This is a genomic window from Clostridium intestinale DSM 6191, from assembly GCF_900130055.1.
Taxonomy (GTDB): domain Bacteria; phylum Bacillota; class Clostridia; order Clostridiales; family Clostridiaceae; genus Clostridium_T; species Clostridium_T intestinale.
Window position 1 is genome coordinate 227041 of the sequence record NZ_FQXU01000005.1, and the last position, 22196, is coordinate 249236.

Genomic DNA, 22196 nt, shown 5'->3' on the forward strand with positions numbered 1-22196 from the left:
ATTTTTTATTTTAAAAATAAGTTAAATATCAAATTTAAATGCTAGCAGATTTGATTTATTTATATAAAAAATATTTTTAGGAGAGGATAATATGACAAATAAAGAGATTGCTTTAAAAACTTTAAAATTAGTTGGTGGAGAGTCGAACATATCAAATGTTACACACTGTGCAACAAGATTGAGATTAGTATTAAAAGATGATAAAAAAGTAAACTTACAACAATTAAACATGGTAGAAGGTGTTTTAAAGGCACAAAATAGCGGAGGACAGCTTCAAGTTGTATTAGGTGGAAAGGTTGAGAAAGTATATGATGAGTTTGTGAAAGAAGCTAATATTACAAGTATATCTTTAGACAGTATCTCTTCAGTTAAGAAAAATCCTTTTAATACTTTTTTAGAGACAATAGCCGGAGTGTTTACTCCAATTTTACCAGCTCTTGTTGGATGTGGAATGATGAAATGTCTATCATCAATACTAACTGCATCTGGATTTGTAAATGCTCAATCAGGGTTTATACTAATATTTAATATGATAGCAGATTGTGTATTTTATTTTATGCCATTTTTCTTAGCAGTAAGCGCAGCTAAAAAATTTAAAACAAATGAATACTTAGCAATAGCATTAGCAGCATGTTTATTGCATCCAACTATACTTACAGCTGCATCAAATATTGCAACTACAGGTGTATCTACAATTAATTTCTTAGGGTTACCGATATTGCTTGTAAAATATACATCAACTGTTATTCCGATTATATTATCAGTATGGGTAATGAGCTATGTATACAGATTTATAGATAAGTTTATACCAGAAATGCTTAAGGTAATCTTGGTTCCAATGTTAGTACTATTAGTAATGGTTCCCTTAACTCTGATTGCTATAGGACCTTTTGGATCTTATGTAGGTACATGGTTATCAAATATTATAAGTCTTTTATTTACAGCTAATGGTATAATTGCAGGATTTGTTTTAGGCTTTTTTAGACCTATATTAGTTATGTTTGGAATGCACTATTCAATTATGCCTATGCAAATTCAACAAATAGCTGAACAAGGATATACAGCTATGTTACCTAGTGCACTTGCGGCTAATATGGCACAAGCTGGAGCAGTATTTGCAGTATTTGTGATAACTAAGAACAAAACTATGAAGGCAGCAGCCGGATCAAGTTCAATTACGGCAATATTTGGAGTAACTGAACCTGCAATCTATGGCGTAAACTTAAAGTATAAAAAGCCTTTTTTTGCTGGGTGTTTAGCAGCTGGAATAGTTGGAGGATTCTTTGGCTTAGTAAATGCTAGCGGAACAGCAATAGCAATCCCTGGAATACTTAGTTTAGGAACATATCAAGCGAATAGCTTTATTTTTATAATAATTGGAACAGTAACAGCATTTGCTTTAGGTGCAATCTTTACATTCATTGCAAGAATAGATGAAGATTCTATTGGAGAAGTAACTGAAACTAAAATTGAAGTAAAAGCACAACTAGGCGAGGAAGTTATAATTAGAAGTCCATTAAAAGGAAATTTAAAAGATATAGCTGAAGTTAATGATAAAGTTTTTTCAGAAGGAATAATGGGTAAAGGTGTTGCTATTGAACCTTCAGAAGGTAAAGTTATAGCTCCTTTTGATGGAAAGGTTGAAGCACTTTTTAACACAAAACATGCTATTGGATTAAAATCAGATAATGGAGTAGAAATGTTAATTCACATTGGAATAGATACTGTAAATCTAGAAGGAAAATATTTTACAGCTTATGTAGAAAATGGTCAGGAAATAAAAGCTGGAGATTTACTAGTTGAGTTTGATATTGATGCAATAAAAAATGAAGGATACGATATAATTACACCAGTATTGATTACTAATGTTGAAGAGTATAAAAATATATTTCCAATTACAGCTAGTAATATGGTAGAAAATGATGAAATAATTAAAGTAATTAAATAAGAAAGGAAATAGATATTTATGAATAAAGGATTTTCAGAGGATTTTTTGTGGGGAGGGGCATTATCTGCATGCCAAGCAGAAGGTGCTTATAATGAAGATGAAAAAACTTTGACCATACCAGAAGTTATGAAATTTAATCCTAAAAATGATAGAAAAGTTACAAAACAAATTCAGATAAATATGGAAATGATAAAAGAAGCTAAAAACGATCCTGATACTATTAAGTATCCTAAAAGAAGAGGAATAGATTTCTATCATACTTATAAAGAAGATTTAGCTTTATTTGCAGAAATGGGTTTTAAGGTATTTAGATATTCTATCGCTTGGGCACGTGTATTCCCTAATGGAAATGACAAAAAACCAAATGAAAAAGCACTAGAATTTTATGATAATGTAATTGATGAATGCCTTAAATATAATATGAAGCCATTAATTACAATATCTCATTTTGACATGCCTATAGTTTTAATAGAAAAATATGGTGGTTGGTATAATAGAGAGCTTATAGATTTATATTTAAGATACTGCGAAGTTATATTTAGTAGATATAGAGGAAAAGTTAACTATTGGGTGACATTTAATGAAATAAATATGAGTGTTAAGGCTGGAGCTAAGACTTTAGGTATATTAAATGAAGGACAATCAAACTATGAAGAAATGCTGTTCCAAGGATTACATCATCAATTTGTAGCCGCAGCAAAAGCTACAAAATTAGCTCATAAAATTGACGCAAATAATAAAATTGGAAGCATGGTTGCATACTTTACAACTTATCCATATACATGCAAGCCAGAAGATGCTATGGCTATGCAAAATGATGACCAAATGAAAAATTTATTTTTCCTAGATATTCTTAACAAAGGAAACTATCCTTATTATTCAAAAACATATTTTGAGAGAAATAATATAGAGTTAAAGATTGAAGCTGGAGATTTAGAAATAATAAAAGAATATACAGCAGATTTTGTTGGAATGTCTTATTATAATTCTATGATTTCAAGTAATGATGGAGAGCAATTGGAGTTGACGGCAGGAAATGTTCATAGTGTATATAAAAATCCTCATTTACCTTCAAATGAATGGGGATGGCAGATAGATCCTGTTGGATTAAGATATACTTTGAATCATGTTTATGATAGATACAATAAGCCTATATTCATATTAGAGAATAGTTCAGGTTTTATAGATAAACTAAATGATGATTTTAGTGTAAATGATCCGTATCGTATAGATTTCTTAAAAAAGCATATTGAACAAATGAAACTTGCTATTGAAGATGGAGTAGCAGTTATAGGATATACTATGTGGGGACCGATTGATATGATTTCCTCAAGTACATCTGAGATGACTAAACGTTATGGATTCATATATGTAGATCAAGATGATTATGGTAATGGAAGTAAAAAGCGATACAAAAAAGATTCTTTTTATTGGTATCAAAATCTAATAAAAACTAACGGTAGAGAATTATAAAACAAAATTTATTTAATTAACGCTGCTTTAAATAAGGCAGCGTTAAAATTTAGGAGGAAAAGATGGATATATTAAATAAAATGAAAAAAACTCCTGGGGGACTATTAATTATACCAATGTTGATAGTGGCTATTATTAATACATTTTTTCCACAAATACTTCAAGTAGGAAATCCAACAACAGCTTTATTTACAAACAAGGGAACTATGGTTTTAATTGGACTTATGCTCTTTTTTTCAGGTACACAGTGTAGAATTTTTGAAATAAAAGTAATGATTAAAAGAGTTGGACCTCTATGTTTAACTAAAGTTGTAATAGCTTATGGAATTGGAGTTTTAGTAAGTAAATATTTTAGAGCAGAAGGATTTTTAGGAATATCGATAGTAACAATAATTGCAGTTTTAACTAGCTGCAATCCAGGATTATATCTAGCGCTCATAAATAGTTATGGAGATGAAGTAGATGCATCAGCTTTTGGATTATTAAACCTAATAGTAGTACCAGCTGTTCCTATAACAATATTAAGCGCTACTGGTGGGCAAGGTATAGATATAAATACTATTATAGCCACTCTATTCCCATTCTTACTTGGAATTCTTCTTGGAAATTTAGATGAAAACTTTAAAAAATTATATAGTAATGGAACCTCAATGCTGCTTCCTTTTATGGGAATTAGTTTTGGAGCAAATATAAATATAATAGTGGCATTAGAAGCTGGAGTATCGGGTATAATAGTAACAATTTTGTTTTATCTATTTGGGCTACTGCCTTTATATATAATAGAGAGGGTTTTAATGAAAAGATCAGGGAATATCTCAATAGCTATGAGTTCAATAGCGGGGCTTTCTTTAGTAGTTCCCACTTTAGCTGCAGAACTTAATCCAACTTATGAAAAGTTTATCCAAGTATCAATAGCGCAAATTGCTTTTGGGGTTATATTAACAACTATAGTGACTCCTTTATTAATTAAAAATATATCAAAATCTTTATAGATAGAGTAGCAAGAGATTGGTCAATAAAATATTATAGTGGTATATATCGATGAAAGGAATAAAAATATGTATAGAAACTACATCAATCCATTTTATTATGATCCATATAACACTTATAGTATGTACCAATATTTTTATGAATTAAGAATGTCTAAAGGATTTAATAAAATCCACCATCCATTTCTTGATGATATGGATGATTTTCTAGAAAGAAGCGACAACCCAATTAACTTAATGGATTATGGACCAGAACCATTTGCGGGAAACATAGAAGAGATGACACTTGAAAATAATAATTATCGTACAGCTCTATGGACGGGAAATAATTTGCAAGTAACTTTAATGAGTATAAATGTTGGTGAAGATATAGGTTTAGAAGTTCACACAACTCATGATCAATTTCTTAGAATTGAAGAAGGTAGTGGAATTGTGCAGATGGGAAATAGTCGTGATAATTTAGACTTTCAAAGAAGAGTTAGAGATGGTTTTGCAGTAATGGTACCTGCAGGAAAATGGCATAACTTAATCAATACTGGGGATACACCAATTAAGTTGTATTCAATATATGCACCTCCTCAGCATCCACGTGGAACTGTTCACCAAACTAAAGCAATAGCTGAAGCTGCTGAAAAAGCTGGTAATTAATAAAATTATAAAAATAGGGAAGTCTTATTAAAAATATGATAGGATTTCCTTATTTTTATTTATAAAAAGTAACATTAAAAAATGGATAATAGAGTAATCATATGGAGATTTTATAGATTTTGACTTATAATGAAATTACTTGTTTAAGAGAATTTGCTTAAAAACCTTAGGAGAAAACCAGGAGAAAATAATCAATTGAATTTAGTGATATATATTCCGATTAATTATATGAAACACAATAATACTTTTAGAGGTCTTATTGTGTTTTTATGTATCAGATATTAAAAGAAAAATATGGTAAAATATACATATAACAAATATAAGAACTGGGAAGTGCAGAAGAATGAAAAAGCAGAGTTACAATATCTCTAAAATAGTCTTGGTATCTATAGTATTAAATTTTATACAGGTCATATTTATAACATTATTTATCTATTACAAGAATAAAAACTCATACATTGTAGATGGTAATTTTATTATTTATGTAATAGCAGTAAGTATAGGAATAAATAGTATTATTACTGGTATTATATTTTATAATCTTTTATTTAAAAAAGGTAGCACTAATTTAATAGATACAATAAAATATCTTGAAAATCTCAATAAGACTTTGAGATCTCAAAGACATGACTACTTAAACCATATTCAAGTTATATACTCACTTATGGAGTTAGAAGAGTATGACGAAGCAAGAAATTATATAGAGCCAGTATACAAGGATATAGTAAGAGTTAGTAAGGCATTAAAGACCTCAAAACCTGCTGTAAATGCACTGCTTCAGGCAAAACTTCAAATGGCAGAAAAAAATAAAATTGATATGGAATTAGAAATAAAAAGTGATTTAAAACATCTTAATGTTGAACCTTGGGAGTTCTGCAGAGTAATAGGAAACATAATAGATAATGGAATATTTGCATTAAAATTAAAACCAGATAATAGATATATGTTAGTTGAATTTATGGAAGATTTAGAAAATATAAAAATAAGTATATCAAATAATGGAGATGTAATATCTAAAGAGATTATAGATAAGATATTTGATGAGGGTTTTACTACTAAGGGAATTAAAGGTGAGGGTATTGGGTTATCAATTGTTAAGGAGATTGTTGAAAATTCAGCTGGAAAAGTAATTGTGAAATCAGATGAAAATAGGACATGTTTTGAAGTAACATTACCTAAAAAGAGTTAGTAATGACAGTTTGGATCAAAAAATGTATTGTTTAGAGAGTTTATATTAATCAGTAGTCCTAGTGATGGTATTGTATTTTTATAGTAAGGAGGGAGGTAAAACGGAATGAATGTATTTTTACCAGATATTACAGTTATAACAATTTTACTACTTATAGTTGGATTTGGACTTGTGCTTATAGAAATGCATATACCTGGTTTTGGAGTACCAGGAATAATAGGTGCAATATGCCTTATACTCGCAGTTATATTAACAGCCCAGAACTTTGCACAAGTTTTAGTAATGTCACTAGGTATACTAGCTGTATTAGGAATTATGCTTGGAGTGGTTATGACTTTTTTTGCTAAAGGAAAGTTGTTTAAACCGTTAATATTATCAGACGAGCAGAAGAAAGAACATGGATATATAAGTTCTTCAGATCTAGATTATTTACTTGGAAAAAGAGGGGTTGCAATTACTGACTTAAGACCTTCAGGTTCTGTAGATATAGATGGAGTTAAGTTTGATGTGATTTCAGATGGAGAATATATTTCTATTGGAACAAAGGTAGAAATATTTAAGGTTAGTGGAGTAAAGTTGTTAGTCAAAAAAGTAAGTATATAAATTAATATTTCAAAGGAGAGATTATTAATGATTGAGTCAATTATAATAGCAGTAGTGGTTGTCATTATTCTTGTTGTGTTTTTTGCACTTGTTCCATTAGGATTATGGGTGTCATCTTTGGCAGCTAATGTTAAGGTAAGTATATTTAATTTAATTGGTATGAGATTAAGAAGAGTTGTACCTTCTAAAATTGTTATTCCTCTTATAAAATCAACTAAAGCAGGTATGGGACTAACTGTAAATCAGTTAGAAGCTCACTATTTAGCTGGTGGAAATGTAGACAATGTAGTAAATGCATTAATTGCAGCACATAGAGCTGATATTGATCTACAGTTTGAAAAGGCAGCAGCTATTGATTTAGCTGGTAGAGATGTATTGGAAGCGGTAAAAATGAGTGTTAATCCTAAAGTAATTGAAACACCAAATGTTTCAGCTGTTGCAAAGGATGGTATAGAACTACTAGTTAAAGCTAGGGTTACAGTAAGAGCTAACCTTGAAAGATTGGTTGGTGGAGCTGGAGAAGCTACTATTTTAGCTAGAGTTGGAGAAGGTATAGTAACTACTGTTGGTTCTTCAAATAGCCATAAAATAGTATTAGAAAATCCAGATGCTATATCCAAAACTGTATTAAATAAAGGATTAGATGCGGGAACGGCTTTTGAGATTTTATCTATAGATATAGCTGACGTAGATGTAGGAAGAAATATAGGAGCTCAGCTTCAAACACTTCAAGCAGAAGCTGATAAAAATATAGCACAGGCTAAAGCAGAAGAGAGAAGAGCGATGGCGGTTGCTAAAGAACAAGAAATGAGAGCAGCTGTTGTAGAATCAGAGGCAGAAGTACCAAGAGCCATGGCATATGCACTTAGAGAAGGTAAACTTGGAATAATGGACTACTATGATATGCAAAATGTTATTGCAGATACAAGTATGAGAAGTTCTATATCTAGCGCAGGAAATAAATCTCAAAGTTTAACTAATACAGATAAAGAAAATAAGGATAAAAAATAAGTTTATAGGAGAGTGAGGTAACATGAAATTTAAAGAAGCTATGAGAATAGTAAATAACTACTCAATAGCACTAAATGATCCTATGAAGGTAGCAAATAGATTTAACAAACCAACCATAAGAGCAAAAGAAAATACTAATTTAGAATTCACGCAAGAGAGTTATGAGAAATTTGATGAAACTATTGAAGAAGACCTAGTGGATAATAGTCCAAAGTTTGTGAGTAAAAATCCACAAGGAGTAATAGATTCTATTGTTGAGGATTTGACTTCAGTGAGACTTCAGCAAGCAATTATACTTTCAGAAATAGTTGGGAAACCCAAAAGTAAAACTAGAAAAAGAAGAAGATTCTAAAGGGTAGGAGAATTTATTATGGATATAAAAGTGCTTATAGTTGATGATGAAAAAGGGATACGAACTATAATTAAAAAGATATTAGAAAAGTCTGGTGGGTTTGAAGTCGTTGGAGATATAGATAATGGAGAAGAGGCTATAGAGGTATTTAATGAATTACGCCCAGAGGTAGTATTTATAGATGTTGAAATACCAGGATGCAGCGGTATTGAATGCGCTAAAAGACTTGCTGACATAGAGCCTAAAACAATAATTATATTTGCAACTGCCCACCAAGAATATATGTCTGAGGCCTTTCAGCTATATGCATTTGATTATTTAGTTAAGCCCTTTAAAATAGATAGAGTTATGCAGACTTTAGATAGAATAAAGAGCTTGAATAAACCCAACTATGGAGATGGTATAGACAAAATTATAAAGTATGAAAAAGGCTTAGATAAGCTTATGATAAAAAACAAAGAAGGTATAAGTTTTGTTGATACCAATGAAATAATGCTTATACAAAGAGAAGAGAGCTCAACTGTTATATATACAAAAACAGATAGCTTTACCACATCTATTTCTCTATCAGACATAGAGGATAAATTAGATAAAAATCAATTTTTTAGAAGTCACAAATCTTATATAATAAATTTATCATTAATTACAAAAATATATCCATATGGAAGATGGACTTATGTTGTAAAACTTAAAAACACTGATAAAGATGCGTTGCTTACTCATGAAAAGTATGAGGAGATAAAGAGGCTTTTTAGCCTATAGCAAGTTTATTGAATAGATTTAAAACAATAAATCATAATAGAAATAGAGGTTGTCACAAATAAAGTGTGATAACCTCTATTTTTTGTTTAAGAATTGTTAAAAAACAAACAAAGTATTCTTTATGACCATAACTATTTCTTAAAGTTCATAATATTTCAATGGTTAAAACTTGATGTTATCATTTACACATAAATAACGATTACAAAGATTTAATTAAGAATTAGGGGGAAGTTATTAGCTATGAATTATTTTGAAGAAAGTTTAAAATTACATGAAAAGAATTCTGGAAAGATTGAGGTAACATCAAAAGTAAAGATTACAACAAGAGAGGATTTAAGTTTAGCGTATACTCCTGGAGTTGCAGAGCCATGTAGAAAAATTCATGAAAATGAAGAAGATGTTTATAAGTATACTTCAAAAGGAAATCTAGTAGCAGTAGTTACAGATGGAACAGCAGTATTAGGATTAGGAGATATAGGTCCTAAAGCTGGACTTCCTGTTATGGAGGGAAAAGCAATATTATTTAAGGAGTTTGCTAATGTTGATGCTGTACCAATATGTTTAGATACCAAAAATGTTGATGAAATAGTTAAGACAGTAAAACTTATATCACCAGGTTTTGGTGGAATTAACCTTGAAGACATTGGAGCTCCAAGATGTTTTGAAGTTGAAGAAATATTAAAAAAGGAATTAGACATACCAGTATTTCATGATGATCAACATGGTACAGCAATAGTTGTTCTTGCGGGGGTTATAAATGCATTGAAGGTAGTGAATAAAAAAATAGAAGATGTAAAAGTTGTAGTAAATGGAGCTGGAGCAGCAGGAACTGCTATAGCTAAGTTGTTACTTTCTACAGGTGTAAAAAATCTGATTGCTTGTGATAAGGTTGGAATACTTTATGACGGAATAGAAGAAGTAGATGATGCGAAAAAAGAACTTGGGAAAATAACTAATCCAAATAAATTAAAAGGAAGTTTAGCGGATGCTTTAGTAGGAGCAGATGTATTTATAGGAGTTTCAGCACCAGGAATAGTTAGCCAAGCTATGGTTAGATCAATGAATAATGATTCAATATTATTTGCAATGGCTAATCCAACACCAGAAATAATGCCAGATGAAGCTAAAGCCGCAGGAGCAAAGGTTATTGGTACTGGAAGATCAGATTTCCCAAATCAAGTTAATAATGTACTTGCTTTCCCAGGAATATTTAGAGGAGCTTTAGATGTTAGAGCAAAAGAAATTAATGAAGAGATGAAAATAGCTGCAGCTTATGCTATAGCTTCTATGATAAAGGATGAAGATTTAAATGAAAACAATGTAATTCCAGATGCTTTAGATAAAACTGTAGCAGCTAACATTGCTGAAGCAATTAAAAAGGCTGCAATAGAAACAGGCGTAGCAAGAATATAAAATATAGGGGGTATAGTAAATGCAAATTCCAATTAAAAAAACACTTGATAAAATACCAGGAGGAATGATGGTTGTTCCATTATTTCTAGGTGTACTAGTTAATACATTTTTCCCACAATTTCTAAAGATAGGTGGGTTTACAACGGCATTATTTGATGCAAAGGCATCATCTACAATTTTAGCTTGTTTTATGTTTTTAATAGGTTCCCAGATTAACTTTAAGTTAGCTCCAAAGGCTATAAAAAAAGGAGCATTACTTATAACAGGAAAGTTTATAGTTGGAGCAGGAATTGGTATATTTGTAGGTAAAGTTTTTGGTACAGCAGGTGTACTTGGATTGTCACCATTAGCTATTTTAGCAGCTTTAACAAACTGTAATGGAGGATTATATGCATCTTTAGCTTCACAATACGGAGATGAAACAGATGTAGGTGCATATGCTTTATTATCTTTAAAAGATGGTCCATTTTTTACACTAGTTGCATTAGGAGCATCTGGACTTGCTCAAGTTCCTTTTATGGCTTTAGTAGCTGTTATGGTTCCTATAGTAATAGGTATGATATTAGGTAATTTAGATCCTGATATGAGAAAATTTCTTGGAAGTAGCAAAATGTTATTAATTCCATTCTTCTCTTTTCCACTTGGAGCTGGTATGAATCTTCAAACAATTATAACAGCTGGAGGGCCAGGAATATTATTAGGAGTTGTAGCAGCTTTTACAGGAATAGGTGCTTATGTACTTCTTAAATTATTTAAAGAGGAACCTATAATAGGATTAGCAACGGGATCTACAGCAGGAAATGCAGTAGCTACACCAGCAGCAGTAGCAGCTGCAGATCCAAGTCTAGCAGTTATAGCTACAGTAGCGACAGCTCAAGTAGCAGCTGCTTGTGTAGTATCTGCAATAATTTGTCCATTTGTAGTTACCTATGCTTTTAAATTTTTAAAAAATAGAAAATTAAATAATAGTACAGTTGTATCATAAAGGCTTTTAATAGACACGGAAAATATAGAAGATAGTTAGTAAAGAAATGATATAATAGGAATGAAATAATTTCTATTATAGAATTTAATCTAAACTAACAAATTCTATTTCCGTGTTTTTATTTAAGTATAGACTTGAGGTAAAAGATATGAGAAAAAAAATTAAATTACAAACTAAACTTACTCTGCTAGTTATAATGGTGGTTATAGTTTCTATATCAATAATTATTTATTTTGTAGCTTCTTGGATGACAACAAATATAGAAAATAAAGCAAAAACCAATATTATGAATGTAGCAAATATGGTAGCACATTCTAAGGAAATAATAAATGCTCTAGAAAATAAAGATAGTGATGGAAAGATAGCTCCCTACATTAATATGCAACTTAAAAGTTTAGAGCAAATTGAATATATAATTGTGGTAGATATGAATGGAATTAGGCATTCGCACCCTAATCCAGACATGATAGGAAAAGCCTTTGTAGGTGGAGATGAGTATAAGGTTGCTAAAGAAGGGAAGGAATATATTTCTGAAGCTACAGGAACTCTAGGGAAAGCTCTTAGAGCATTTGTTCCTATATACGATGAATCTAATAAAGAAATCGGCTTTGTATCTGTAGGAACACTTACTAATAGCATTGAAGCCGCTAAACATACAGCTATTATATATATAATTTTAATTAGTATAGGTGGATTGGCTGTAGGAATATTAGGAGCTTTTTTATTATCAACTAATATAAAAAACACACTATTAGGACTTGAACCTGAGGAAATAACAAAACTTTATAATGAAAAGATGGGGATTATAGATGCTATTCATGAAGGCTTAGTAGCTGTAGATAATCTAGGGAGAATTACCCTTATAAATGATTCCGCATTAAATATATTACAATTTAAAGATAAGATTGATAAAGAGAAGATATTAGGACGTAATGTTGAAGAACTTATACCAAATACAGAAATGATTAATATACTAGAGACAGGAAAATCAGAATTTGAAAAAGAGCAGAGAATAAATGATACCATAATAGTAACTAATAGAATTCCAATAGTTAATAGAGGGAAAATAGTAGGTGTAATTGCAAGTTTTAGAGATAAAACAGAGGTAACAAGATTAGCTGAGGAGCTTACTGGAGTAAGAAAAATGGCATGGTCACTAAGGGCTCAAAATCATGAGTTTATGAATAAATTGCATACTATTTCTGGACTTATTCAACTTGAAGAATATGATCATGCACTTGATTTTATTTCAGATATAGCTAAAACGAGAAATAATATAAGTCAGGTTTTAACTCAAAATATAAAAAACACCTCAGTATCTGCTTTATTACTTGCAAAATATAGTAAGGCAGAAGAATGTAGAGTTAAGTTAGAAATAAATGAGGGTTCAAAGCTTAGTAGATTACCAGAACACATGACATCTGAAGAAATAGTATCTATTATAGGTAATTTAATAGAAAACTCATTAGATGAGGTTAAAAATGATGGAACAGGAATCATATATGTAAAGATATTAGAAAATGAGGATTTTCTAAACATAAACATAAAAGATAATGGAAATGGAATTCCAAAAGAGTATAGGGAAAAGATATATGTTCAAGGTTTTTCTACTAAAAAAGAGCAAAGAGGAAATGGTATGTACATTGTAAAGAAAATAATTGATGACTTTAATGGTACAATAAAGTTAGATAGTGATAAAGGAGTTAATTGGAATATAACAATACCCATAAAAAGGGGGAATAAGATTGATTGAGGTAATGATTATCGAGGATGACCCTATGGTTAGAGAAATAAATTCTAAATTTTTGAAAAGAGTAGAAGGATTTACTTTATATAAAGCAGTATCTAATCTTAATGATGCAGAAAAGTTTTTATCAGCAAGAAAACCAGATTTGATATTACTTGATGTTTATCTTCCAAAGGAAAATGGTATTGATTTTCTTAAATGGATAAGAGAAAAAGAAATAGATATAGACATTATTTTAATTACAGCAGATAAATCAATTGAAAGAATACAAGAAGCTTTTAGATATGGGGTTGTAGATTATCTTATAAAACCCTTTAATTTTGAAAGATTCAAAGAAGCTCTTTTTCAGTTTAAAAGCAGATATGATAAATTCAAGAAAAATGATGAAATGGAACAAAAGGAATTAGATATTTTAATATCTAGCTCAAGCACTCCACAATGCGAAGATGATTTTGCTAAAGGTTTAAATAAATACACTTATAGATCTATATGGGAAGAGATTGAGAAAATTGATTATGAAGACTTTACAGCGGAGAAGTTAGCTGAAAAGTTAGGTATTGCGAGAGTAACTGTAAGAAGATATTTAGATTATATGGAAAAGGAAAATATAGTTGAAAAATTAGTGGAATATGGTAAAGTGGGAAGACCTCAGTATAAGTATCGTAAAAATTAATATAATAAAGGCTTAAAAAAGTAATATAAGTGTAGGACCATGTTTAATAACATGGTTTTTCTTATTTCAAAAAAAGAAAAGAACTTAAGTGGATATTGATATATAATAGATGTGGTACAAAGGGTAAATAAGTACTGAAGACATTTTAAGATGAAGGGGGAACGAGTAATGAAAAATAGGTATAGTCTAAGTTTTAAGCTATTTTACTTTATATATTTAGGGGCAATTGGATCATTTATGCCGTACATAAATGTATATTTAGAAAAAAGTGCTGGTTTAAGTGGTTCTCAAATAGGTTTAATTACAGCATTGAGCTTGGTGTTTGGAGTCTGTGTTATTCCTGTTTGGGGAGTAGTTGGAGATAGAACCAAAAGATATAATGCATTACTAAAGTTTTCAATCGCTGGTTCATTAGTAATGGTAGCTATATATTGGAAAGCTGCTACTTATCCAATGATAATTTTATGTGCAATAGGATTGGAAATGATAAGATTAGGTACTATGCCTATGGCAGATACCTTAGCTACTAATTATTGTCATGAAAGTGGTGACAACTATGGTTCAATTAGAGCAATGGGATCACTAGGATATATGATTGTAAGTATGGCGGTAGGATTTTTAGCAGATAAGTTTGGGTTAGATGGAACAATATTTGCAAGTTATGCCTTCTTATTACTTATTACTATTCCAATTTGTTTTGGATTACCTAAGGATTCTACATCAGGAGAAGCTCAGGATAAAGAGAAATTACAAGAAGGAAGCTTTAAAGAGCTAATAACAAATAAAAAATATATATTTATTTTAATTATTACTATTTTAACTACAGTAATTGTAGATTCTTCTATGAGTTATGCAGGAAACCATCTTGTATCAACTTTAGGTGGATCTGAGTCTTCTATAAGTTGGCTTACGTTCACTATGGTGCTGCCGGAAGTTGTATTCTTAACGGTAGCTATTAAGTTTATTAATAAATTAGGATTTAAGAGATTTTATATTCTAGTTGTAGCTTCAATGATTTTAAGGTTTGGAGTTTATTCATTAATTGAAAATCAATATGCATTTTTGGCAGTTAGTGTTGTGCACTGTTTAGGAGTTTCTATTGTAACAGTTGGCAATTTAACTTTTATTAGAAGTTCAGTTAATCCATCAGTTTTAGGAACAGCAATTACATTATTAAATGCGGCAATTTCAATAGGAAGAGCTCTATTTGGATATATATTTGGGGTTGTATATCAATATGGTAATAGTTATATGATTTTCATGATAAGTACAGGTGCATTTATAGTTGCTATAATTATCTTGATTAGAACAAAAAATTTTGAAGGTATTGGAATAAATAAAGTATAGTAAATATCTAACATATAAAGAGGTGTCTCATAAATAGGGGACATCTTTTGTTTTTATAGTGAATTAGTAGGATGTAAATGGTAGTCTTTGTGGTATAATTTTCATAAATAGAGTTTAAGTAGAGGTATATAAATGGAGAAAAAGTCAGGGGATTTTCTACTGATAGTAAGATATATTATATATTTTGCTGTAATAGGGTCCATAGTTGTTTTAAATAAGTTAGATAATAATAATATAAAATCTCTTATAGTATTTTTATTGCTTTATATAATAAATACTCAAATAAGAATATATTTTTTTACAGACAAAACATATGCGATTATAACATCACTAATTGTAGAAATAGGAATAATATCACTTCTGTACTATAACTTTGGAGGATTTACTTTTGTTTATTATTTTGTAGCTATAATTGATGCATCACTTATGCTTAATAGAAGATATTCATATATAATAACTTCAATTTTATACTTGGCAGTTATATTTCAGAGTATGACACCTCTTTATAAAAATCTTCAGGAATTTCCTATAGCAAATATTATTTTTAATACTGTAATAGTTATGGGATTTGGAGGGCTTGGAAGATTTATTGCAGAGGAGAAAGTAAGAAAACAAGAAGCTCAACTTCTATATGATAAAATAAGAGTTTCAGAGCAAGAACTTAAAGAGGCTTATGATAGGTTAGAAGAATATTCAAATACAGTGGAAGAACTTTCTGTACTTAGAGAAAGAGATAGAATATCTAGGGAAATACATGATACAGTAGGACACACTTTATCTACTTTAAATATTCAGATTCAAGCTCTACCTTTTTTAGTTAAAAGTGATAAAGATAAGGCTATAGAAATGTTAAATGATATGTATACATATTCTAAAAATGGCCTAGAAGATGTAAGAAGAGCTGTTAGGGAATTAAGTCCTATAAGCTTTGAAAATAATAACAGCATATTTGTGCTTAAGGAGTTAATTAATAATTTTCAAAAGAATACAGGAATTAGAGTTGAATTTAATACCTCTAAAAGTGAGTATGTTTTTACAACAGATCAAAACCTTTCTGTGTATAGAATTATTCAGGAGGCTTTGAATAATTCACTAAGGCATGGAAAGGCAACTGTTATTGAAATTAACCTACACTTTACTGAAAAGGAGGTTGGGTTAAATATAAAGGATAATGGTGAAGGGGTAGAAAACTTAATACCTGACTTTGGGCTTAGAGGTATGCAAGAGAGAGTTAATAATTTAGATGGTAGGATAGAGTTTTTTAGTGAAAAGAATAGTGGATTTGAGATAAACATAATTTTTCCTAAGAAAAAAAAGATACTATAATTTTAAAAAGTAGGTGACTTAATGGCTTGTATAAAAATTGCAATAGCAGATGATGAGAATCTTATAAGAGAAGCATTGAAAATAATACTTAGCTCCTATAAGGAGATTGAGGTTGTTGGAGTATGTGATGATGGAGAAGCAGCTTACCAATTATGTAAGAATCAAAAAGTTGATGTAATACTTATGGATATAAGAATGCCTAACTGTGACGGGGTACAGGGAACAAAACTTGTAAAGAGTATTTCACCAGAAACTAAGGTTCTGATACTTACTACATTTAAAGATGATGAATATATCATAGGGGCTATGCGCTATGGTGCTAGCGGATATATGTTAAAAGATACTTCTCATGAAAGAATTTTTGAAGCGATAAAAGGTGTTTATGGAGGCAATATAATTATGCATCCTGAGGTTGCAAATAAGATGATAGAAAATAGAGATGAGCTTTCTCAAGAGGAGAGAATAAAAGAAATAAAAAGTAGAAATAAATTAACCTCAAGGGAAATTGATATTATTGAAGCAATAAGTTCAGGACTTTCTAATAAGGAGATAGGAGAAAAGTTATTTTTAACTGAAGGAACTGTTAAAAATAATATAACAGAAATACTAGGTAAATTAGAGTTAAGAGATAGAACTCAGATAGCTATATTTGCTTTTAAAAATAAGTTGGTAGATTAGATTCAACAAAACCATGACTTAAGTCATGGTTTTTATTTGTATAGGTGACTTAACTCAGTACTGTAATGACTGGTGATTTGTCTATAATGAATATATAAGGTTTGGAGGTAATAAATATGGGAATTATTCAATTAAAAAATGTTACTAAAAGGTATGACGATAAATTAGCTGTAGATAATATAAGCTTAGATATAGAAGAAGGAGAATTATTTGGTTTATTAGGACCAAATGGAGCTGGGAAGTCAACCCTTATATCTATGATATGTGGACTTACGAAATTAGATAAAGGGGATATTATAATAAATGGAAGCTCTATTAAAACTAACCCTATAGCGGCTAAGCAGAATATAGGTCTTGTTCCTCAAGAGATAGCTCTTTATGAAAATATTAGTGCTATAGATAATCTAAAGTTTTGGGGAAAGATGTATTCTCTAAAAGGAAATCTATTAAAAGAGAGGATAGAAGAAGTATTAGAAGCTACAGGATTAAAAGATAGAAGAAAAGAAAAAGTATCAAAATTCTCAGGCGGAATGAAAAGAAGGCTTAATATAGCTTGTGCAGTTATGCACTATCCAAAAATAATAATAATGGATGAACCTACAGTGGGAATAGACCCACAATCAAGAAATAATATATTAGAGTTTACTAAAGAATTAAATAAAAAACATGGTTCAACCTTGATATATACAAGTCATTATATGGAGGAGGTAGAAGCTCTTTGCAGTAAGGTATGTATTTTAGATGAAGGAAAGGTTATAGCAAAAGGAGATCAAGATCATATAAAGAGGATGATAATGAATGAAGAGAGAGTTGAAATAACCATAAGTGAATATAAACCAGAGATAGATTTAATACTCAAGAAGCTTACTAGTGTAAGAGAAGTAGTTTATAAGGATTCTAAGTTAACAGTAATAATGCAGGACACCCAAAGAAGTATACAGCAGATTATTGAAGTTTTAATTAAAAAAGAGATAGGAATAAAAGATATAAGTATAAAAAAACCTACTCTTGAAACAGTATTTTTAAGTCTTACTGGTAAAGCATTAAGGGATTAGGGGGATATGATGAGATTTTTATATGTTTTTATGAACGAGTTAAAAGAAATTTTATCAGGAATAAAATTTAATGTGTTTGTATATATAGTAATGCCTTTTGCCTTAGCTGCATTAAATGGAGTTATATATGAGCAGTATTTTAATCAAGAGCCTAAGTTACCTGAATTTAAAATATCTATCATAGATGAAGATAAGGGACAGATAGCTTTATCAATAAAAGAGATATTTAAAGGAAGTAATCTAAAAGACAGCATTACTTTAAGAGAAGATAGAGATTTTGAAAGCATAGAAGAAGATATAGAAAAAGGAGATATAAGTGCTGCGATAATAGTTCCAAAGGACTTTAGTAAAAAAACTCTTTTAGGAGAAGAAACATCACTTAAGGTAATACAATCTCCTGCACAAGAATTAAATGGTTCTATTGTTTCTGAAATAGTTGAAGCTTATACAAATAACTTAAATATGAGTATAGCAATAAATAAAACCTTAAATGAAGAGGCAATAAATATTGATTCAGTTGAGCTTCAAAATGAATTAAGCAAGATTATGAGGCAAAATTATATTAAGGAAGGTCTGTTTGAAAACCATAAGGTTATAAATTCAAAGCAATATTATGCAGTTAGTATGCTTATTATGGTTAGTTTGTTTTTAACAACTGTAGGGGCTTCAAATATTATAAAAGAAAGAGAAAGTGGAACTCTAAAAAGACTACAGTCTACGTCTATGAGCAAAATGAATTTTTTATTAGGAAAGACTATGGCAATATTTTTAATTGCAGTGATAGAAGTTGGAGTGTATATACTTTTAACCAGCGCTATATTAAAAACTAGCTGGGGAAGTAATATAAGTTCACTTAGTATAGTAATACTATCTCATGGAGCTGCCATAGCTGGAATATCAACATTAGCTGGTAGCATATTTAAGAGTCAAAAAAGCTTAAAGACAGTACTACCAATAGTAATTATGATTATGGCTGTTTTTGGTGGGACCTTTTATTCAATAGATTCAGTAACGGGTTTTATGAGGAATGTAATAAAGACTACTCTTAATTATTGGCTCACAAATAGCTATACCAATATAATGGTTGGGTCCAATATTTCTAATATAAGTACTAATATAGTAATTTTATTAACTATAGGGGTTATTGGGTTTGCTATTGGAACAATGAAATTTAAGTTTGATAATTAGAGAGGTGAATTAAATGAAGATAATACAGTATTCCTTTATGCATTTGCAGAGGATTCTTAAAGATAAAAAAATATTACTTTTAGGTATGCTTATGCCAACTTTAGTTGTAAGTCTAATAGTGTTTTTTACAAATAAAAGTGAAAATGTATCTTCCTCAAATATATATGTGGATGTGGTTAATCAAGATACTGGATTAAAAGGAGAAGAACTTATAAATGAACTAGAAGATACGGGAATTATAAACTTAACTAAAGTTACCCTTGAAGATGGGGAACGAAGAGTAAAAAGTGGAAATAGTTCCTTTGCTATAATAATCCCAGAAAAGTTCTCCAGTGCCTTAGAGCAAGCTGATAGTGAAGATACAGAAGTAAGTATATTAAAACTAAGTCAAGGAAACGTAGATAATATAGTAAGTAATAAAATTAATTCTTTTATAATGAATAATAAATTAGCAACTAAAGTAGCAAACAATATTAACAGCGATAATTCTGAGAAATTAAAAAATAAGTTAATTAATAATATTCAAGATTCAAAAATTAAGGTTGAGAAAAGTACATTTTCAACTGAGGAGAAAACAAAAACGGTTAACATAGCTTTTCTTGGTGTAATGATAAGTTTCATGATGTATACTATGATATATTTTGTTAATGAGATTATGGAGATTAAGAGGAACGGAACTTTAAGGAGAAGTATATCCACCCCAAATAGCAATATTACGATAGGGGGAGCTTTATTATTATCATTTTTGGTCACTGAGTGGATTCAAGTAGCTGTTATGGTAGGATTTACGAAGATAGTATTAAAAGTAAACTGGGGAAATTCATATGTAGCTTTATTTTTAGTATTTACAGCATTTATTCTTGTAATTTTAAGTTTAGGGTTATTAATATCAAGATGGATAAAAAATGAAACTCAAAGCGCGATAGTAGTTAATATGGTAGCAACACTAACTGGTGCCGTAAGTGGATGTTTTGTTTCTGTAGAGTACTTACCAGGAATTTTTCAGAAAATAGCTAATTTTACACCTCAAAACTGGGTATTAAAGGCTCTTATAGAAGTAATGTTTAATAATAAAGGTATATATTCAGTACTTCCTTCTATAGGAATACTATTACTTTTTGCAGCAGCATTTTTTACAGCGGCAGCTTCATCATTAAGAACTGTAGCACAAAATTAATTTATATATTTCTAAAATAAAACCTATAAATGCAAAAAGACCGCTATAGATTAATTTTAATAAATCTATAACGGTCTTCTTATATTTTGTTGTTAATAGGGCTCTATAGATTGCTGATATCTAAAAAAGTTGTCAGGATCATATTTGCTTTTTACTTCTCTAAGCTTACAATAATTTTTGCCCCAATATTCATAACCATAGTCTTTTAATTCTGAATAAGGAAAGTTGACATATGAGCCTCGAGTTAAAGGTTCTACATAGTTAAACACCTGATTAACCCAGTTTACGTAAAGGCCTTCTCTAATATCTTTTTCCCACTCAGCTGTAATTCCTAAAATATAGGATGAATTTCTGTAAAAATATGCAGTGGCATCTATAGGAACTTTTTTCACAGCTCCACCTAAACTATATAACCTAATATTACAAATAGCACCTTCAGGACTATTATCAATATAATTGATTAATCTATTTATATTTTCTTTAGATAGAGGCCTATATACAAACCTTCCAGTTGCCTTAAAACTATTAGGAGGGCCGTAAAAAGATCCGATATCTTTTACAGCATCAATGAAAGGTACATATTTAATTGATGATTCTTCTAATAAATTAGGAAGAATAAGAAAATCTTTTAAAATTTCTTCAGCCTCATATTCGTATCCATAAAAAAATGCATTTAGATAAATTCCTTCTTTATTAAGACCAGCAAAACAGCTAATTCTATCATCAGCAGTTTTTAACCACTTTTGCCATAGTTCCATAAATTCGCCTCTAGATGTGTTATCCCATCTAAGTTGAATAACAGTTACTTTGCTAACCTTATAAACTTTAAAAGTATAACTTGTAGCAACCCCAAAGTTACCAGCCCCAGCACCATTACAAGCCCAGAATAAATCAGAATTAATCTTTTTATCTGCTCTAATTGAATTTCCTTTACTATTTATTAAATCTAAAGATAATAAATTATCAGACGTTAATCCAAAAAGCCTTGAAGATAAACCGATACCTCCTCCTAAAACTAAACCAGAGATACCTACTGTTGGACAGGTACCTCCTGCAAATCCATAACCTTCCTTAGCAAGAGAGGAGTATACTTTCCAGAGTCTTGTACCAGACTCAATTTTTGCAATATCTTTTTTAGTATCTATATAAACATTATTCATATAGGTGGTATCTATTAATAACACACCATTAGCGGTACAATAACCTTCATAATTATGGCCCCCAGTACGGATTCGAGGCTCAACATTATTTTTTCTACACCACTTAATTGCATTAGAAACATCGAGGTTACTATAACAATATACAAGAGCAATGGGAAATTTATTAATAGCTCTATTATAAACAAGTCTCAAAAAAGGATACTCTTTATCATAAGGAGTTACAACTTTTCCCGTTAATTCACTAAAATCCATATTATCACCCTCTTAAAAAATAATTGGTAATATATTAATATGCCATTACTCCCAATAAATCTACACACTTCTACACTGTAGGAGCTTCTTCTTAAGCTCTATCAAATCATTTTTACCTTAATCCTGTAGAAACACGAAGAGTTTCATTAGATTCTTTTCACATTGTTAAAAAGAAAAGTAAAATTTATAAAAATCTTGACAATAAATCACGAAAAAAGCA

General features: G+C 30.1%; 20 protein-coding genes. 19 read left to right on the forward strand and 1 reads right to left on the reverse strand.

Annotated features, from left to right (window positions below):
• Positions 1-91 precede the first annotated feature (91 nt).
• The 19 genes from BUA92_RS07630 to BUA92_RS07720 all read left to right on the forward strand — a co-directional run bounded on the left by BUA92_RS07630 (position 92) and on the right by BUA92_RS07720 (position 20564).
• Positions 92-1948 (forward strand): beta-glucoside-specific PTS transporter subunit IIABC, encoded by a 1857-nt coding sequence (locus BUA92_RS07630; protein WP_073018390.1) that lies wholly within the window; start codon positions 92-94, stop codon positions 1946-1948.
• A gap of 18 nt (positions 1949-1966) precedes the next feature.
• Positions 1967-3421, forward strand: coding sequence for a glycoside hydrolase family 1 protein (locus BUA92_RS07635; RefSeq protein ID WP_073018391.1), 1455 nt, complete (start codon positions 1967-1969; stop codon positions 3419-3421).
• A 62-nt stretch (positions 3422-3483) separates the two neighbouring features.
• Positions 3484-4413: a 2-keto-3-deoxygluconate permease gene (locus tag BUA92_RS07640; RefSeq protein WP_073018392.1), complete on the forward strand. Its 930-nt coding sequence runs from the start codon at positions 3484-3486 to the stop codon at positions 4411-4413.
• Positions 4414-4479: 66 nt separating this feature from the next.
• Positions 4480-5058 (forward strand): cupin domain-containing protein, encoded by a 579-nt coding sequence (locus BUA92_RS07645; RefSeq protein ID WP_073018393.1) that lies wholly within the window; start codon positions 4480-4482, stop codon positions 5056-5058.
• A 343-nt stretch (positions 5059-5401) separates the two neighbouring features.
• Positions 5402-6247 (forward strand): sensor histidine kinase, encoded by an 846-nt coding sequence (locus BUA92_RS07650; RefSeq protein WP_073018394.1) that lies wholly within the window; start codon positions 5402-5404, stop codon positions 6245-6247.
• Between the two features lie 105 nt (positions 6248-6352).
• Positions 6353-6850 carry an NfeD family protein gene (locus BUA92_RS07655; protein WP_073018396.1) on the forward strand — a complete coding sequence of 166 codons (498 nt, stop codon included), beginning with the start codon at positions 6353-6355 and terminating at the stop codon, positions 6848-6850.
• A 27-nt stretch (positions 6851-6877) separates the two neighbouring features.
• The gene (gene floA, locus BUA92_RS07660; protein ID WP_073018397.1) at positions 6878-7861 is read left to right on the forward strand and encodes a flotillin-like protein FloA; all 984 of its coding nucleotides are present in this window, start codon (positions 6878-6880) and stop codon (positions 7859-7861) included.
• Between the two features lie 22 nt (positions 7862-7883).
• A complete protein-coding gene (locus BUA92_RS07665; protein ID WP_073018400.1) occupies positions 7884-8213 on the forward strand; it encodes a hypothetical protein in 330 nt (109 codons plus the stop codon).
• An 18-nt stretch (positions 8214-8231) separates the two neighbouring features.
• The gene (locus BUA92_RS07670; protein WP_073018403.1) at positions 8232-8975 is read left to right on the forward strand and encodes a LytR/AlgR family response regulator transcription factor; all 744 of its coding nucleotides are present in this window, start codon (positions 8232-8234) and stop codon (positions 8973-8975) included.
• A 240-nt stretch (positions 8976-9215) separates the two neighbouring features.
• The gene (locus BUA92_RS07675) at positions 9216-10388 is read left to right on the forward strand and encodes an NAD(P)-dependent malic enzyme (RefSeq protein ID WP_073018405.1); all 1173 of its coding nucleotides are present in this window, start codon (positions 9216-9218) and stop codon (positions 10386-10388) included.
• Between the two features lie 19 nt (positions 10389-10407).
• Entirely contained in the window at positions 10408-11373 is a 966-nt protein-coding gene (locus BUA92_RS07680; protein WP_073018407.1) for a 2-keto-3-deoxygluconate permease, read from the forward strand.
• Between the two features lie 148 nt (positions 11374-11521).
• Positions 11522-13126, forward strand: a complete 1605-nt coding sequence (locus BUA92_RS07685; RefSeq protein ID WP_073018408.1) for an ATP-binding protein — start codon at positions 11522-11524, stop codon at positions 13124-13126.
• Complete coding sequence (locus tag BUA92_RS07690) at positions 13119-13793, forward strand: response regulator (RefSeq protein ID WP_073018409.1); 675 nt, start codon at positions 13119-13121, stop codon at positions 13791-13793. Before BUA92_RS07685 ends, BUA92_RS07690 begins: the two co-directional genes overlap by 8 nt.
• Before the next feature lie 168 nt (positions 13794-13961).
• Positions 13962-15140 carry an MFS transporter gene (locus tag BUA92_RS07695; RefSeq protein WP_073018410.1) on the forward strand — a complete coding sequence of 393 codons (1179 nt, stop codon included), beginning with the start codon at positions 13962-13964 and terminating at the stop codon, positions 15138-15140.
• A gap of 132 nt (positions 15141-15272) precedes the next feature.
• Entirely contained in the window at positions 15273-16466 is a 1194-nt protein-coding gene (locus BUA92_RS07700; RefSeq protein WP_073018411.1) for a sensor histidine kinase, read from the forward strand.
• 21 nt (positions 16467-16487) lie between these two features.
• Positions 16488-17144 (forward strand): response regulator transcription factor, encoded by a 657-nt coding sequence (locus BUA92_RS07705; RefSeq protein ID WP_073018412.1) that lies wholly within the window; start codon positions 16488-16490, stop codon positions 17142-17144.
• A gap of 116 nt (positions 17145-17260) precedes the next feature.
• A complete protein-coding gene (locus tag BUA92_RS07710; RefSeq protein WP_073018413.1) occupies positions 17261-18199 on the forward strand; it encodes an ABC transporter ATP-binding protein in 939 nt (312 codons plus the stop codon).
• Positions 18200-18229: 30 nt separating this feature from the next.
• Complete coding sequence (locus tag BUA92_RS07715; protein ID WP_207650344.1) at positions 18230-19387, forward strand: ABC transporter permease; 1158 nt, start codon at positions 18230-18232, stop codon at positions 19385-19387.
• Between the two features lie 13 nt (positions 19388-19400).
• Positions 19401-20564 carry an ABC transporter permease gene (locus tag BUA92_RS07720; protein WP_073018415.1) on the forward strand — a complete coding sequence of 388 codons (1164 nt, stop codon included), beginning with the start codon at positions 19401-19403 and terminating at the stop codon, positions 20562-20564.
• A 92-nt stretch (positions 20565-20656) separates the two neighbouring features.
• On the opposite strand, the gene BUA92_RS07725 is transcribed toward BUA92_RS07720, so the two are convergent.
• Positions 20657-21976: an FAD-binding oxidoreductase gene (locus BUA92_RS07725; RefSeq protein WP_073018416.1), complete on the reverse strand. Its 1320-nt coding sequence runs from the start codon at positions 21974-21976 to the stop codon at positions 20657-20659.
• Positions 21977-22196: the final 220 nt, after the last annotated feature.